Here is a 13,595-nt window from a genome sequence, read left to right on the forward strand (position 1 = left end):
TAAAAAATCAAGGCCTAAAAGGAGGCTCAATATGAACACAGACAAAAACCAGCGACGCTGGGAAGGAAAAGTTGCGGTATTTCTGTTCGGGCAGGGCATTTCACTGTTCGGCTCACAACTTGTGCAGATGGCAATCATTTGGCATGTGACATTGGAAACCTCATCAGGAATTTGGGTCACGATGCTGACCGTGGCATCTTTCCTGCCTCAAATGCTGATTTCACCAATTGCGGGAGTATGGGCAGATAGACACAGCCGCAAAGTGATTATGATTTTATCCGATGGGATTATTGCAGTTACAACCCTGCTGCTTGCACTGTTTATGATGTCGGGCAACACAGGAACGGCAACCCTGCCGGTAATTATTATCGTGTCGGCTATTCGTTCCCTTGGCGGAGGAGTTCATTCACCGGCGGTTAACGCCGCCCTTCCTCAAATTGTACCTGAAAATAAGCTATCCCGTATAAACGGATACAATGGAACGATTCAGTCAGTTGTGCAGTTTGTTTCCCCTATAGCGGCCGGTGCAATTATGGCCGCCGGCCCGATCTATAATATCCTTTTAATTGATGTTGTGACTGCAATCATCGGAATCGGTATCCTTGCCATGTTAAAAATACCAAAGCATCAGCTCGCCCTCAAGTCAGAAAAAACATCTGCATTTGCAGAAATGCAGGAAGGCTTTCGCTTCATATGGACTCACAGATTTCTAAAAAAGCTGTTTGCTACTTACGGCTTGTATATTTTCCTCTGTGTTCCTTCGGGTTTTCTCTCAGCCCTTATGATAAAGCGAACCTTTGGCGATAATATCATGTTCTTGACTATGAATGAAGCGGTTGGATTCGCCGGATCGGTGTTTGCCAGTCTGCTGCTCGGTATGACCGGCGGATTCAAGAACAGAGCTAAAACCCTTTTCTTGGGAATACTGGTTTATGGTACCGCATCTCTTGCCATTGGCTTCACAAACGTGTTTTGGCTGTTTGCAGTACTTATGTTCTTTATCGGCTTTACGATACCCGTCGTTCAAACAGCAGTTTTTACACTGGTGCAGGAAAAGGTCGAGCCTGCGATGATGGGCAGGGTTTTCAGCTTGCTGAATGTTATGTTCAGCGGATTTATGCCCCTTGGCATGGTCATCTTTGGCCCTTTGGCTGATGTAATACGAATTCAGACAATGGTAATTGTGTGTGCTGTGCCGATTATCCTTCTTGCCATGAATCTTCTCCTGCCCCGAAGCTTCTATCGAGAGGGCATCTATACACCGGAAGCCGGAGGAACAGGCGATAAACCAATGTAGCGAACTTGTTTACTGGTGGCCTATGAAATAAAAGCTGAGATGCCGATGAATGGTAAAAATGAAGGCCAGACACGATTCAAGTGTCTGGTCTTCGTTTTTACCATTGAAAGTCTTTTTATCCTGCTCTTAGGAGCGAATTTCTGGTCCATTGTTCCAGTGTGCCGGCTACTCCGGTGTGTGAAACCAGTATTCTCCCTTTTCTATAACAGTCAATCCGCTGCCGAAAAGCTGCCGCCATAATCCATCGTCAGATAGCCTTGATAGAAATAGCTGATATCGCTTTTATAGATTGCCCTTTGCCCCTTGGCATATTCAATGGAGCATTTTGAAAAGCCAATGCCGGCAACCGAATGCCCGGCATTGCTGAAACGCTCCCATATAGCCCTGGCCACAGTCTAAATTAAGCAGACGACGAAATTATGACGGCAGCCCAACCGAAGTAATCCAATCCACCGATTGAACAATAAATTAAGGCTTTCTACCTGCCATGCCTATATCCGGATTCAAATGAGAATATAATACATATGTAGAGATATATTCGTCATTCCAAAATTGGTTTGTACGCGGCTCATAAAGCGATGGTTTATTTAAATACTTGTTTGGTTCTTTAGGCAAGGTGTTTCCCATACTGCACGCCGTTGGCTTAATTCCAGGTTGTATAACTGCTGCCGAGTCAATCAAAAGAGCGGCAGTTACCATGTCGGATTCGTCCATGCTTGCAGCATAATCAAAAACAGGCTTTGTGCCGTAGAGAATATTGTTTTCTATGCAAAAGTTCTTCACCAGCTTGCCCGGTACCTTTCCTTTTGAGCTTTTAATCCCATAGGACGAGCCAAAGTACCCATATATTGATTATTCTAATTCAGGAAAATAAGTTTCCAATTGTTTGCAGAAATACTCACGCTTGCCACTACGAAGAGTTATGCCAATATCGAAGGCGAGGAGGCCATGTGCTCCTGTTTCAAGGCAGTAATCAAGTAGCCTTCTGATATTTTCCGCGGTGTCGTTGATAAAGGGAAGAATAGGCGTCATCCAAACAATGGTGAGGATTCCTGCCTTTTGCGGTTTTTTTAGCACCTCAAAGCGTCTGTGCACACATTTCACTTTACGGTGAATGCTTTGCAAGAGCTCAATATCCCACAGAATCAAATCCGACTTGATAATACGGAAAATCTGAAGCTATATTGGTGGACAATTTCCAAGCATTACGGGTAAGCAGTTCGTTTTCTTCGATTGGCAGATACGGATCACTCATCGTACCCGTGCCAATCATACAGCAGCGGCGCTTTTTCCGAAGTACTTTCTCAAAAGCTGCGAAGCATTGCTTTTAACCTCTACATCCTCAAATGTGTAGGTCATGCCGACACTCACTGCGAGAATTCCAGTAGATACAGCCGCGATGGAGATTCATTCCGGTTTTAGGGGAGAGGATGGACTTTGCTTCTTTATAGTGCACGGAGATGAACTCCCTTTCTTATCTCTTTTTCTTACACGCAGGGAAATCAGTGCCTTGACATCTTCTAGAACTTTCGGCGAGGTAACGTTAATCATCAGCCAGCGTCCGCCGTTGAAAAGTTTGGTATTTTTGTAAACTTCCCGAACATAGTCAGTGCAGGTTGCAAGCAGCAGTTCTGCTTCCATAATCTCCTTGCCGCCCACGGATACAAGGCAGGTAAAAAATCCCTCAGTAGGGTAGAGCGTGCAGAGTGCGCGTCCGCTTTTTTTATATTTGATGTTCCAACCGGGCGCACCGGAACAGACACTATATTCCACTATGGGAGAAATCTCGTAGGTGTCTTCCAGATGGCGGCATAATTCATCCCATAAAGGGCTGCCGATATATGCAGATACCTCAGATAAATCCGGCTGGTTATCTTTGGCATAAAACTCATTCCAGTTCATTTGTTTACGCTCCTCTTTCCGAGTGGATATTCAGCTCCACATCTGATGCAATCGCCATCATGCAAAGAAATGATACCACCACAGGCAGAACAGGTATACATCTCCTTTTGCTGCACCATTAAAGTCCGTATCCCATGTTCCTTTGCAATAAGGCTGTTTGCAATCAGACTGATGCCGTAACGAGCACGATAACTTTTATCCAATACTTTAATTTGTTTGCATGGAAAGAGCGAACAGTTAAAACAATAACCGACACTCTTTTCTATTGCACAAGCCTTAATGCGGCATTGGCGGCAATGTTCTGGTTTGGTATCGTCCTCCAAGCTGCATCCGGGGCAAGGATTTTTCCCTAAATGCTTATAGCATATGGTGCAGTTCATGCCACAGGGTGAAAATGTACATTCTATAAAATCTGGCTGTGGCATGAACTACCGCCTCCTTTTACTGCGCTTTCCAACGCTTTAGCATTGGAAAAAACTGCTGCATCATTTCTCGCGCTTTCTTCTCGGTCATGCCGGGATTGTTCTCCACCATTGGTGCGATGCAGATTTCAATCATCTCATCCATCGTGCTGTTTGAAGTAAAGCACCCATTTTCATAACAGTATTTGCAGTAGTCGGTGTTCTTGCTGCCGTCGGATTCTGCACCGTACAAAGTATCCGAGTCCCCCATAGGCATACCACAGCTTTGGCAGAATTTCTGATTTTCGTAGTTCATCATAATTTCCTCCTTAATTTTAATAATCCTATGATATCAAACAAAAGATGACAACTATATGTCATGTTCTGTGATGGTCCGCAATTTTTTGTGCGTACTTTGATAATTCCTGCCGCAGTTCGGAAGGTTCCAGAACCTGAATCTCAGAACCGAAAGAAAGCAGATAATCAATCACCCAACTGTCCATTGGAAAATCTACTTCTACCAAGAAGCTGCCCTCCGGCTGCGAAGTAACGCTGGTGCGGTCGAACTCGTCGTAGACTCGAAAGGCAAGGCGGCTTGATATGCACAGCTTCAAATGTACCGTTGAAAAAGGCGGCAATTCTGCTTCGATGGGTGGGATTTCATCCTCGTAATCCTCGGTAAATATCTGGCCTGTTGGCGATACCTCAATGATTCGCCCAACTTTAAAAAGGCGAAAATCATCAGCCTTGAGACAAAATGCCTGCAAGTACCAGTGCTTATCTTTATAGACTAGCTTAAGGGGGCAGATGACGCGATTATTTGTTTTACCTGACACACCGCAATAGGTAAGGGCGAGCATCTGCCGCCCCATAATTGCAGTCTTTAGCAGTTCGAATCTGGCGGTATCCGTCGGGCCCATTCCCCAACGAGAGAAATCCACTTCAATCCAATTACGGCGCGGCTTTCGGAATGCTGTTCCGAGCTTTTGCAGCAAGGTATCCACATTTCGGTCAGCCACTTTCAAGCTCTGTATGGCAAAGAGCAGCTCATTCTGCTCATCATCGGAAAGAAGCGTTTTGTCAAATGTATAACCGGGCATCAAAGAGATGCCGCCGCCCTTTCCTGCCGAGGCGTAAATAGGAACACCCGCCATAGAGAGCGTTTCCACATCTCGATAGATGGTCCGTACTGAAACCTCTAAAATGTGGGAAAGTTCAGGGGCAGTCATCATCCCCTTTTCCAACAGTAGGTAAAGAATCCGAAACAGACGGTCATTCTTCATATTCCTCATCCCCAAGATTTATCATTACACACTAGTATAGCACAAAAGTTTGACAGGTTATATGTCGAGTTTCTGAACTTTTATAAATTATAATCCTCCGAAATAAAAGTACAATATTTCCATATTTTCATTTTCAGACCTTCTTATGATCCGGGATTAATAGCAGAGGATTTTGCATGTCAAAATTTGATTGGTTCAAGCCTTATCTGAAACTGAATATATAGTAGGGTGACTTTTCAGTTAAACCAAGGAAGAAAAATTAAATGGGCATGTAAAAGATTTTACTATTATAAATATAAAAGGAACCTATGGAGATGGAGCTCTTGCCGGCTCAGGGGATAAAGGCACTTTAATTGATAATGTAAAGCTTCATGGAGAAATTAATTTTACTTAAAACTATAATTTCATATTGAGGCTTAGCAATATCATATCTATAAATTTGCAAATACTATCTCCAGATTTTAAAGCAAACTTGTCATACCAGGCTTCTATATGATTATCCCTTAACCTTTTTACTAATGGGGGGACAAACTTATCTTTGTCCCCCCTTGTATGACTAATAAAAATATCATATAGCATAGAACACCTCTTTCATTTCATCCTTTATGCTATTATAATACACTCAATAGATTTTATGTAAATACTGCTTGCAGCTACTTATAAAGCTCTGATTATACCGTAAATCCTATTTAGATACTTGGCCTAATTTAAACGACGGTTGATGTTCGGGAACATTCTTTTTGAGATGTCCGAACATCGGTCGTCGTTTTCTATAACCAACTGTGCTTATTTGTGAGAATTCATTGTTTTTAGCTTTAGCAATTAATTTTACATCTGGATTTGAAATCTTAAGTCTGGCAATAAAAAGTAAAAAAGAACTTCTGAACGCCAGTATCTAATTTGCTTTTCGATTTTTTTGTTATAAAACAAGTGTTTGTGCATATTGAATTCCTTATAATCTGAAGTTGCATATGGATGTCCCATAACGGGCAAGTAATATATAAGTAAGCCTGTTTCAAAAAATCTAAAGAGCAATACCATACAAGAATGCCATGGCGGCAATATATTGCATATCAATAATAGTCTTGTTTAAGTTTATGTTGGTATATTATCTTTTTTAAAATGACGATTCTGATTCATCGTCTAAAAATCAAGAGATACCCAATATGATTTTGATTGCAGTTATTATATAGCCCTGTTTTCCATCAATTGCTTAGCAATTGTATAGCCGGCAAAATACGACGGTGCCGAGGTATTTCCATCGACCGGAAACGGAAAGATTGATGCATCCGCAACAATCAGGCCCTGTACGCCATGTACTCTTCCATACTGGTCGACCACGCCTCTCTGATTAAGCGGCGCCATCCGTAGAGAACATTGTTGGTGATGGTTGTGTGCAAAATCGGACCGGATAAAATTTTCAAGCTGTTCGTCATCATCAATAACTTCTATAGCAGGAGACAGCAGCTGATAAGCCGGATCTATCAAAGAAAGATGGATAGCGATATTTTTGATATAGTTTCTGTAAATAGCCTTGGTAACTTCCATATCGGCAGGGTTTTCAAGAAGCCCCTCGTTTGCAAGCACGATTTTCAGCGGATCGTTACTCTGTATCCGAATGGACCCACGGCTTTCAGGTAATAAGTCCTGAATGACAATCGTTAGTATTTCATGTGAATAAGACCCTATGAGCTGTATACGGCGGTGGTCCTTGCTGCTGCCTTCAAGAGGATTGGGCAAAAACGCACCCCCGGCATATAATGCGTTGGGTTCTTCCAGCATTTCCGAAATATTATCGCTGTTGACTGTGAAAAATGAGAAATTCAATGTGTGATTTGTCAGGTTCTTACCCACATTAGGATTATCAAAGATAATAGGTATCCCTGCTCTTTTAAGATCGGCAGAAGGCCCGATGCCTGAGAGCAATAAAAGCTGGGTGCTATTAATGCCTGCCGATACAATAATCTTTTTACGTGCAGATGCCTGCAGGCATCTGCCTTCATATAAAAACTCAATACCGGCAGCCCTGCGATTGCCTTTAAATCTAATACGCAGTGCCGTCGACTTATAAAGCACCCTCAGCTTTCGCCCGTTTATGCCAAAGCCGTCTGGGGTCATCACATCGGATGAAAAAAATGCGGTAGAGGAACTTTCCCGAAATCCGTCGGGCGTTTGATATAATTGCCATTGAGTAAAGGCACCCATAGGCGTTTGCGGATTATTGTAATCAAGTATTCGACTCAAGCCGGTGGCACGTTCCGTGGCGAGCGCTAGTTTTTCCGTCATTGCAGGGATATGAATGGGCATCTGCCTGATTGCAATCCGTCCATCATAACCACGAGTGTCAGAATTATCTGTGTTCCCATTATAATTCTCTAATTGAGTAAAGCTTTCAGTCGCTTTCAAAGGGCCCCATTGAGGGCCTAAAAGATTTTCCCATTGCCTGAGTGCATGGGGCGTCGGCCGTACATATTGCTGTCCGTTAACAGAAGAACCGCCGCCAGACAATCTTCCCGTTGTCCAGTCAAATATTCTGTTTTCCACGCTCTGCTGCGGAACTCCGAAACCTTGCCAAAAATACTGCGGATAAAGATCGGCCATATTTGTGGCTGGTTCTCTCACTAATTTATCTTGATCGTTATTTTCTCCCGCTTCTAACACAAGAACGGAGTCTCTTCTATTATCTGAGAGTAATTTTGCTATAACAGCACCGGCAGGGCCTGTGCCCACTATAATGTAATCAAAAATCATATTTGAAGAATACGGCAAAGAGTTTCTCATTAAAACACCTCCATTTAATCCAATATATGCAACTATAAAACCTACGGAGATAGAATCAAATTAAAAAGATGTTGGTATAAAATGCAGGTGTTAAACAATTCTTTCCAAAATTAGTTGAAATATTCTCAGCGCTTATTCAATTGATTTTTAGCAAAGGGTTAGAAGTTACTCAATGCTCTTAAAATCTGCTCAATATGTTTTAATAAGAAAAACTCTAAATTTAAACTGAAATGAAGGCTAAAAGTATTCGTTCTTGATGGCAGAGTATGTCTTCAAGGAGAATAGCTACCATCAAAAGCAAAGAATGCTTATGTATATCCTTTAGCTGTCTTAAATGTTGTAATAGTCAAAAAACTTATAAGTATTATGCGAAGACGAATTTGGAAATTAAAAATATCAATGTGGATTTATAAAGCGCAAACTTGTACATTATATGTAAGTACAAAAAAGTCATGTAGGGTTTTTATAGTATCGATTTGTTTATAAGATTTTAGAAAATAGATTGTATGCTTTAGCAACAGATGGTTAATGCATATACAATGCTTATTTGCGTAATGTGCTGTGATGTGTATAAATATATAAATAAAAAATAATTAAATTTAAGCAGTAATGAGATTAAAGACGTTTCTCTGTTAAGCAGTCATCTAAATTTAAAAGAGACAGTTATTAGAAAAAATTATATGTTTGATGGCCATGCTTTTTAAAAGAGAAGAGTAGGGCTTATTCATGATGAACATTGATAAAAACATCTAAATAATTCCTAAATAAAGGATAGTAAAAAGAGATGAAATCTTGGAACTTAATATTCTTTCTAATTTCTATTCATTAGTAATATTAAGGGCTAAATAGCTGAGCGTGATACCACGGATATAGTTTTCAAGTTCCTCACAGTGTCCTTCTCCGGCCAGTGTCATCAGGGTGCGTAAGTGATGGCGGAAGTCATGGCGCAGCTTTGCACTTTCTTCCACCTTCTGATTCATCTGCCGCAGATGCTCCACCTGCATGGTAAGCTGTCGTTTCATCTGCCGCTGTTCCTCGGCGTATACAAGGCTGTGGCGGTAACCCATGGTAATATCATACCCCAGCACCACTCCGGTTGCGATGACAAGGCTTAAGCTGCCCCATTCCTGAAACCAGCCGCTAAGGATTGGCTCGTAGTTTGGGAGAAGGCGGTCCCAGACAAAAGCGCAGGCATAGATGATATCTGCATAGAGCAGTATGGTCGCTTTTTCTATCGTACGGCGTACCGCCATAGCGGCGGTAAACAGAAGATAAATAGCGGTAAGCAGCTTGAAACCGAAAACCAGATTGGAAAAGGCAAGCATCACCGGCAGTGTAAGATGCGCAGCAAATACCCCGTAAAGAAGCACCAACATACAGACAACTCCGGAGGCGGCACCGCTGATTACCTGCATAGTTCTTTTTGTGTCGCAGATGCGATTGTGGAGAATGATCACAAGCAGCGTTACCAGATATCCGCTGACCAGTTCTACCGTGTACCACGGCTGGATCGGCAGCGGAAGAATACCATGCACCACGCTGTAGGAAGTAAATACTGCGGTCGAAAGGCACAAAAGAAAAAAGAGCCAGATATTGTTCCCACGGCGGGTACGGATGGCAAGATAAAAGCTAAAAATGGCAAGCATCAATGTTACCGTGACCAAAATCAGGCAAATCCCGAACCGCAGTCCCCGGATGGTGTAAGTATTCAGAGGTTCGCCAAAGGAAGGCGGATAAACAAGACCGCTGTATAAAAAGGAGTGGTCACTGACCGCAAGCAGAAGTGTCACCTTGCCGGAAGCTTCAAAGGTAATGACACGGCATTGGGTCTGGTCCTGATAATCGTCTGGCTCCGGTTCGCCCATTTGCAGCTTCAGTTTATCATCAATGTAAAACCGGTAAGCGGAATAGATTTCAGGCAGTTCAATGGCATAGGTATGTTCCTCCTCCGGCAGGTACAGTGTTAAGGCATAGCTGGCGCTTCCATGAGGGGAGCGGCGGGAGTCGCCCATGGCAAAATTAGACTGTTCTCCAATGGACAGGTACTGATAATTGTCACCCTGTTGTATTAAGGTTTCCGGTGTCAGCAGGCGGTCTGCATAGAAACGCCAGCCGTCCCGCAGATAGCGGATGGGTGTGTCTGTCCAGTCTGCTTCTGAAACATACAGCGCACCGTTAATGGCCTGAGGTGCTGCCTTTGTGTACTTATTGTCAAAGTGGTATAGGGCAAGAAACAGAGCGGAGGAAAGGGCAACCATCAGAAGCAGCGCCAAAGATCGCCGTAATACAAAAGGTTTTTTATCCATGGCGTTTCCTCCTGAAAAGTGTAATTCCTCCCGCAGCTAAAAGCAAGCCGCCAGATACGGGAAGCAGAGGCGATGTACTTTTCCCAGTCTCCTGTGTATTTGATAGTTCTGTAATGGTATAAGTTCCTGCCGTATCTGCTGCAAAGCGCAGAAGTTCCCCGTCATAGGAAACATCTGTAATATGTTCCCCAGCTTCATTTTGAATGGTGATATCAGTCTGTTCCGACTTCGGCATGTATCGAAGCCGCAATACTGTTCCCGAAAGCTGCGTAACCGGTTTGCCTGAAACCTCCACTGCAAGCACAATCTGATTGCTTTCCGGCTGGGTCAGCATAACAGTCAGAGTATCCGCATCCGACAGGTTCAGTGCTAAAAGCAGCTTGCTTGGAATACTGACGGTTACATCGCCGGAACCAAATACGACGCTTTCTTCCTCTTTACAGAGATCCTTTAGACGCAGACCGGAAATGACCGTTTGGGTCGGAGAATAGGATTCTGTAACAGTGGTAGATACCTGAGATTCTAAGCTTTTCTCCGACTGTGTAGTGTTATCGTCCGGTACTGGGCTGCCTACTGTTTGGGTACTGTCCTTCGGTTTGGGTACTGTATCGTTTTTTTGCTCAACAGAAGTACTCTCTGCTTCCCGTGAAAAGAAAGCATCGGAAAACACTGGTACCGCTGATTCAGTCGGAGTGGCAGGAGTCACGGCTGTCGGTTTCTCTGTTACAGGAACCTGAGCCTGTGAATTGCCTTCGCTGTTATGACTGTCATTACTTTGAGAGTCACTGGGTGATTGTGGCGCAGATGGAGACGGCTCATCTTCATCTGTTGAGGAATTCTGTCCTCCCTGCGGTTTCTGTTGTTCTCCTGATGAGGATGAATCCTGTGAGGGCTCATCTGTATCTGAGGAGGAATCGCTCGTATCAGGTGAATCATTATTATTACCTGAATTGTTATCCTCATTGGAATTATTGGGCGGATTGGTTGGAGGTGGAGCAGGTTGTGTACCGGTTCCTGAACCTCCTCCATTTACATCGCCGCCATCTCGGTCACCACCGGAATAATCAAGAATACTAAGCTCCCCGTCATATTGAAAGGTCAGAACACCGGTCTGACCGCCGGGATAGGTCACCTTAAGCTCATAAGTGCTTCCATAGGTAAGTACTCGCTGAGAAAGCTGGAGACCATCGGAGACAGACAGAAAGCCATCATTTAGGCTTGCCCATTCTCCGCCATCTTGCCGTAGCCATACAGCAAACTCCTCCAGTTGTTTCTCCTGTGCGGCAGAAAGCACCCACGGAAAGCGCAGAAAGCCACGTCCCGCTACACAGCAGTTAATATCCGGCTTACCGGGAACCTGAATGGAAACCGCACAAAGCTGCCGGGGCAGAGAAACACCGTTTGCCAGAGTATACTCTGTTCCAAGGTCAGGTGATGTAAAAGCATAGTACACGCCTGCCGTGACAGTGTCTACGGCATCCAAAGACCATGCACCTGAGATTAAGTCATAGGGATTGCCATCTGCATCATAGCCGGTAAAGCCTGCGATGGTATCGGCAAACCAATTGGAAAGCTCCTCCTGCGTGGTTCCTACGGGGAATGCCACGGCATCTGTCCGGTAGGGTTCATCAAAGCTGGTCAGAGTGATTGCAGCAGGCGTTACGGTAAGTAGCGGAGCAGTTACCTGTACAGAAACGGCGACCGTATTTTCTAGTCCTTCGGAAAGCGTTGCTCCGGCTGGAATGGAAATGTTTCCAATCACAGTGTAAGTACCGGGTGTCTCTGCATCCACTGTGCTGAAATCCCATGCAACAGACAATGTAAGCGGATAGGAAGAACCATCCTTTTCTGCTGTGGTGGGAATGCTGATAGAATCCAGTTCATTCTGTAACTGCGTAAAGTCGGTATCGCCGTAATCCGTATTGAACGTACTTGTGAAAGCATCTGGGGTAGTATAGGAAATGATACTGCCGGTATAGTCAAAGGTGTCAGGAATGGCACTGTCTTCAGTTCCGCCCGCTCTGACAGTGCTGTCGCCTGTACCTCTGGTTTCATCACCATCTGTGACCATATCTGCATCGGAAGGAGTCGTGGTGTCTATGCTGTCATCCGAAACAGAACCGCTGCCGTAATCGGTAACAGTATCTGTGGTTTCGGCAGGTACAACCGGTTCCACTGCCGCCAGTACAGGCGGTGCAAGTGCTGTACAAACCAGAAAAGCGGTTAAAATCAGTGCAAGTATCTGCTTCATATTCCCTCCCCCCGTAGCGAACCGGCGGAGAGACTCAGGCGCTGCCCTTGTACCTGCCGTTGCAGGCGACGGCTGACCGGCAGCTGCTCCCCGTTTTTCAGGATAAGATAATCGCTGCCAAGCTCCCGCACTTCCTTTAGGTTGATTACAATACCCTTAAAGCAGGACATAAACTGCGGATAGGAGCAAAGCTTATCGGAAAGCTCCGAGAAGCTGCCGGATACCGGAACGAGACAGTCCTTTAAATGGATACAAGCAAAGCGGTTCTGATAATCCGCATAGAGAATCCTGTCCAGCGTGATTTCCAGCAGCTGATTCCTTGTGGTAACCGTGATGGAGGGAACGCTCTGCGGCTCTGCAATCTTGCAATAGTGCAGTGCCCTTGAGAGTTTGTCCAATGTGGCTGGTTTTACGATGTAATCCGCAGCACGGACATCGTAGCTTTTTACACCAAATTCTGAGCTGGTGGTAAGGAAAATAAGATTGAGATTCTCGTCCAGCTGTCGCAGCTTCAAGGCGCAGTCCACGCCGTTTTCGTTGTTCAGATAAATATCCATAAAGACAACATCATAGCTGCCCGGTATGTAATCGGCAAGTAATTCCCTGCCACTGTGGAATTCTGTAATTTTCATTGGTTGATGCTGATTGGTTTCATATTGCTTCAAAAGGTTGCGGAGTATTTCACACTCAGTAGCCATATCATCTACGATTGCCGCATTCATTTGAAATTCCTCCTTCTGTACATAATTATCCAATTAACATTATACCATATATTTCAGGAAAAAAATAACCGCTTGTGCAGATTTTCGACCGCTTGATCATAACCCATTGAAAAACAATTGACAAAATGCTACCCTAATAAAAACTACCAGACTTCCTGAAAAAGGGGGTCTCGGTAGTTTTTTAATTTCCAAAAAGGGAAAGGAGGACTCTATTTTGAATGTGGCGTTATGCGGTGTAGATGAGAAAACCGCCTGTGAACTGGAACGATACGGTGAATACCGTATTCTGCGTTTTTCTGACGAGCCGGAACGGCGCGGTGATGTAAAGCTGGCCTATTATCTGCGGGACGGTCCCCGTGTGTCGCTTACCGTTGTGGGCTATCCCGGAGCCGAGGGGCTTTCCGCCTGTGATTATCTTCGGGCGCAGAGCCGTGCGCTGCCCATCATTTGGCTGTGTAACCGGCGGGAATTTGAATCGGAAGCAAAGCGGCTGAATGTCTGTTTTTGCAGCACCGGCCCACCCGGAAAGAAGAACCTTTTTGCAATGCTGATGCATGTCGGCTTTTTGTCCAGTACCGAATTGGATGTTTGCAGCGGCAGATAAGCAAAAGGAAACAAGAAAGAACGAATAACAAACAATGCCGCTTCAAAA

The 13,595-nt window shown here is 44.4% G+C and carries 13 protein-coding genes; 2 read left to right on the forward strand and 11 right to left on the reverse strand.

The window, feature by feature from the left end:
- Window positions 1-31: 31 nt before the first annotated feature.
- Entirely contained in the window at window positions 32-1,297 is a 1,266-nt protein-coding gene (locus NBX03_RS05840; RefSeq protein ID WP_267134873.1) for an MFS transporter, read from the forward strand.
- 209 nt (window positions 1,298-1,506) lie between these two features.
- On the opposite strand, the gene NBX03_RS05845 is transcribed toward NBX03_RS05840, so the two are convergent.
- The 11 genes from NBX03_RS05845 to NBX03_RS05890 form a co-directional block, all read right to left on the reverse strand.
- Window positions 1,507-1,689 (reverse strand): hypothetical protein, encoded by a 183-nt coding sequence (locus NBX03_RS05845; protein WP_250229818.1) that lies wholly within the window; start codon window positions 1,687-1,689, stop codon window positions 1,507-1,509.
- Window positions 1,690-1,765: 76 nt separating this feature from the next.
- Window positions 1,766-2,080 (reverse strand): hypothetical protein, encoded by a 315-nt coding sequence (locus NBX03_RS05850; RefSeq protein WP_250229819.1) that lies wholly within the window; start codon window positions 2,078-2,080, stop codon window positions 1,766-1,768.
- Between the two features lie 624 nt (window positions 2,081-2,704).
- Window positions 2,705-3,199, reverse strand: coding sequence for a DUF3788 domain-containing protein (locus NBX03_RS05855; RefSeq protein WP_250229820.1), 495 nt, complete (start codon window positions 3,197-3,199; stop codon window positions 2,705-2,707).
- The gene (locus NBX03_RS16060) at window positions 3,196-3,624 is read right to left on the reverse strand and encodes a DUF3795 domain-containing protein (RefSeq protein ID WP_250229821.1); all 429 of its coding nucleotides are present in this window, start codon (window positions 3,622-3,624) and stop codon (window positions 3,196-3,198) included. Before NBX03_RS16060 ends, NBX03_RS05855 begins: the two co-directional genes overlap by 4 nt.
- Window positions 3,625-3,640: 16 nt before the next feature.
- On the reverse strand, window positions 3,641-3,919 hold the full coding sequence (locus tag NBX03_RS05865; protein ID WP_330638486.1) for a zinc ribbon domain-containing protein: 279 nt from the start codon (window positions 3,917-3,919) through the stop codon (window positions 3,641-3,643).
- Between the two features lie 58 nt (window positions 3,920-3,977).
- Complete coding sequence (locus NBX03_RS05870; RefSeq protein ID WP_250229822.1) at window positions 3,978-4,883, reverse strand: helix-turn-helix transcriptional regulator; 906 nt, start codon at window positions 4,881-4,883, stop codon at window positions 3,978-3,980.
- 396 nt (window positions 4,884-5,279) lie between these two features.
- Window positions 5,280-5,462, reverse strand: a complete 183-nt coding sequence (locus NBX03_RS16165; RefSeq protein WP_408628549.1) for a TIR domain-containing protein — start codon at window positions 5,460-5,462, stop codon at window positions 5,280-5,282.
- 606 nt (window positions 5,463-6,068) lie between these two features.
- Window positions 6,069-7,664, reverse strand: a complete 1,596-nt coding sequence (locus NBX03_RS05875) for a GMC family oxidoreductase (RefSeq protein ID WP_250229823.1) — start codon at window positions 7,662-7,664, stop codon at window positions 6,069-6,071.
- An 818-nt stretch (window positions 7,665-8,482) separates the two neighbouring features.
- Window positions 8,483-9,970 (reverse strand): ATP-binding protein, encoded by a 1,488-nt coding sequence (locus NBX03_RS05880; protein WP_250229824.1) that lies wholly within the window; start codon window positions 9,968-9,970, stop codon window positions 8,483-8,485.
- On the reverse strand, window positions 9,963-11,576 hold the full coding sequence (locus NBX03_RS05885) for an LPXTG cell wall anchor domain-containing protein (protein WP_250229825.1): 1,614 nt from the start codon (window positions 11,574-11,576) through the stop codon (window positions 9,963-9,965). The genes NBX03_RS05880 and NBX03_RS05885 overlap by 8 nt, the downstream gene beginning before the upstream one ends.
- A gap of 641 nt (window positions 11,577-12,217) precedes the next feature.
- Window positions 12,218-12,943: a LytR/AlgR family response regulator transcription factor gene (locus NBX03_RS05890; protein WP_250229826.1), complete on the reverse strand. Its 726-nt coding sequence runs from the start codon at window positions 12,941-12,943 to the stop codon at window positions 12,218-12,220.
- Window positions 12,944-13,163: 220 nt separating this feature from the next.
- On the opposite strand from NBX03_RS05890, the gene NBX03_RS05895 reads away from it, so the two are divergent.
- Window positions 13,164-13,547 carry a response regulator gene (locus NBX03_RS05895; RefSeq protein ID WP_250230231.1) on the forward strand — a complete coding sequence of 128 codons (384 nt, stop codon included), beginning with the start codon at window positions 13,164-13,166 and terminating at the stop codon, window positions 13,545-13,547.
- The last annotated feature ends 48 nt before the right edge of the window (window positions 13,548-13,595 follow it).

The organism is Anaeropeptidivorans aminofermentans (assembly GCF_940670685.1).
Taxonomy (GTDB): Bacteria; Bacillota; Clostridia; order Lachnospirales; family UBA5962; genus Anaeropeptidivorans; species Anaeropeptidivorans aminofermentans.

Excerpts from the sequence above, each read along its gene's own strand:
- NBX03_RS05840 (WP_267134873.1), top strand. The coding sequence starts at position 32 with ATGAACACAGACAAAAACCAGCGACGCTGGGAAGGAAAAGTTGCGGTA.
- NBX03_RS05855 (WP_250229820.1), bottom strand. The coding sequence starts at position 3,199 with ATGAACTGGAATGAGTTTTATGCCAAAGATAACCAGCCGGATTTATCT.
- NBX03_RS16060 (WP_250229821.1), bottom strand. The coding sequence starts at position 3,624 with ATGCCACAGCCAGATTTTATAGAATGTACATTTTCACCCTGTGGCATG.
- NBX03_RS05865 (WP_330638486.1), bottom strand. The coding sequence starts at position 3,919 with ATGATGAACTACGAAAATCAGAAATTCTGCCAAAGCTGTGGTATGCCT.
- NBX03_RS05870 (WP_250229822.1), bottom strand. The coding sequence starts at position 4,883 with ATGAAGAATGACCGTCTGTTTCGGATTCTTTACCTACTGTTGGAAAAG.
- NBX03_RS16165 (WP_408628549.1), bottom strand. The coding sequence starts at position 5,462 with ATGCTATATGATATTTTTATTAGTCATACAAGGGGGGACAAAGATAAG.
- NBX03_RS05875 (WP_250229823.1), bottom strand. The coding sequence starts at position 7,664 with ATGAGAAACTCTTTGCCGTATTCTTCAAATATGATTTTTGATTACATT.
- NBX03_RS05880 (WP_250229824.1), bottom strand. The coding sequence starts at position 9,970 with ATGGATAAAAAACCTTTTGTATTACGGCGATCTTTGGCGCTGCTTCTG.
- NBX03_RS05890 (WP_250229826.1), bottom strand. The coding sequence starts at position 12,943 with ATGAATGCGGCAATCGTAGATGATATGGCTACTGAGTGTGAAATACTC.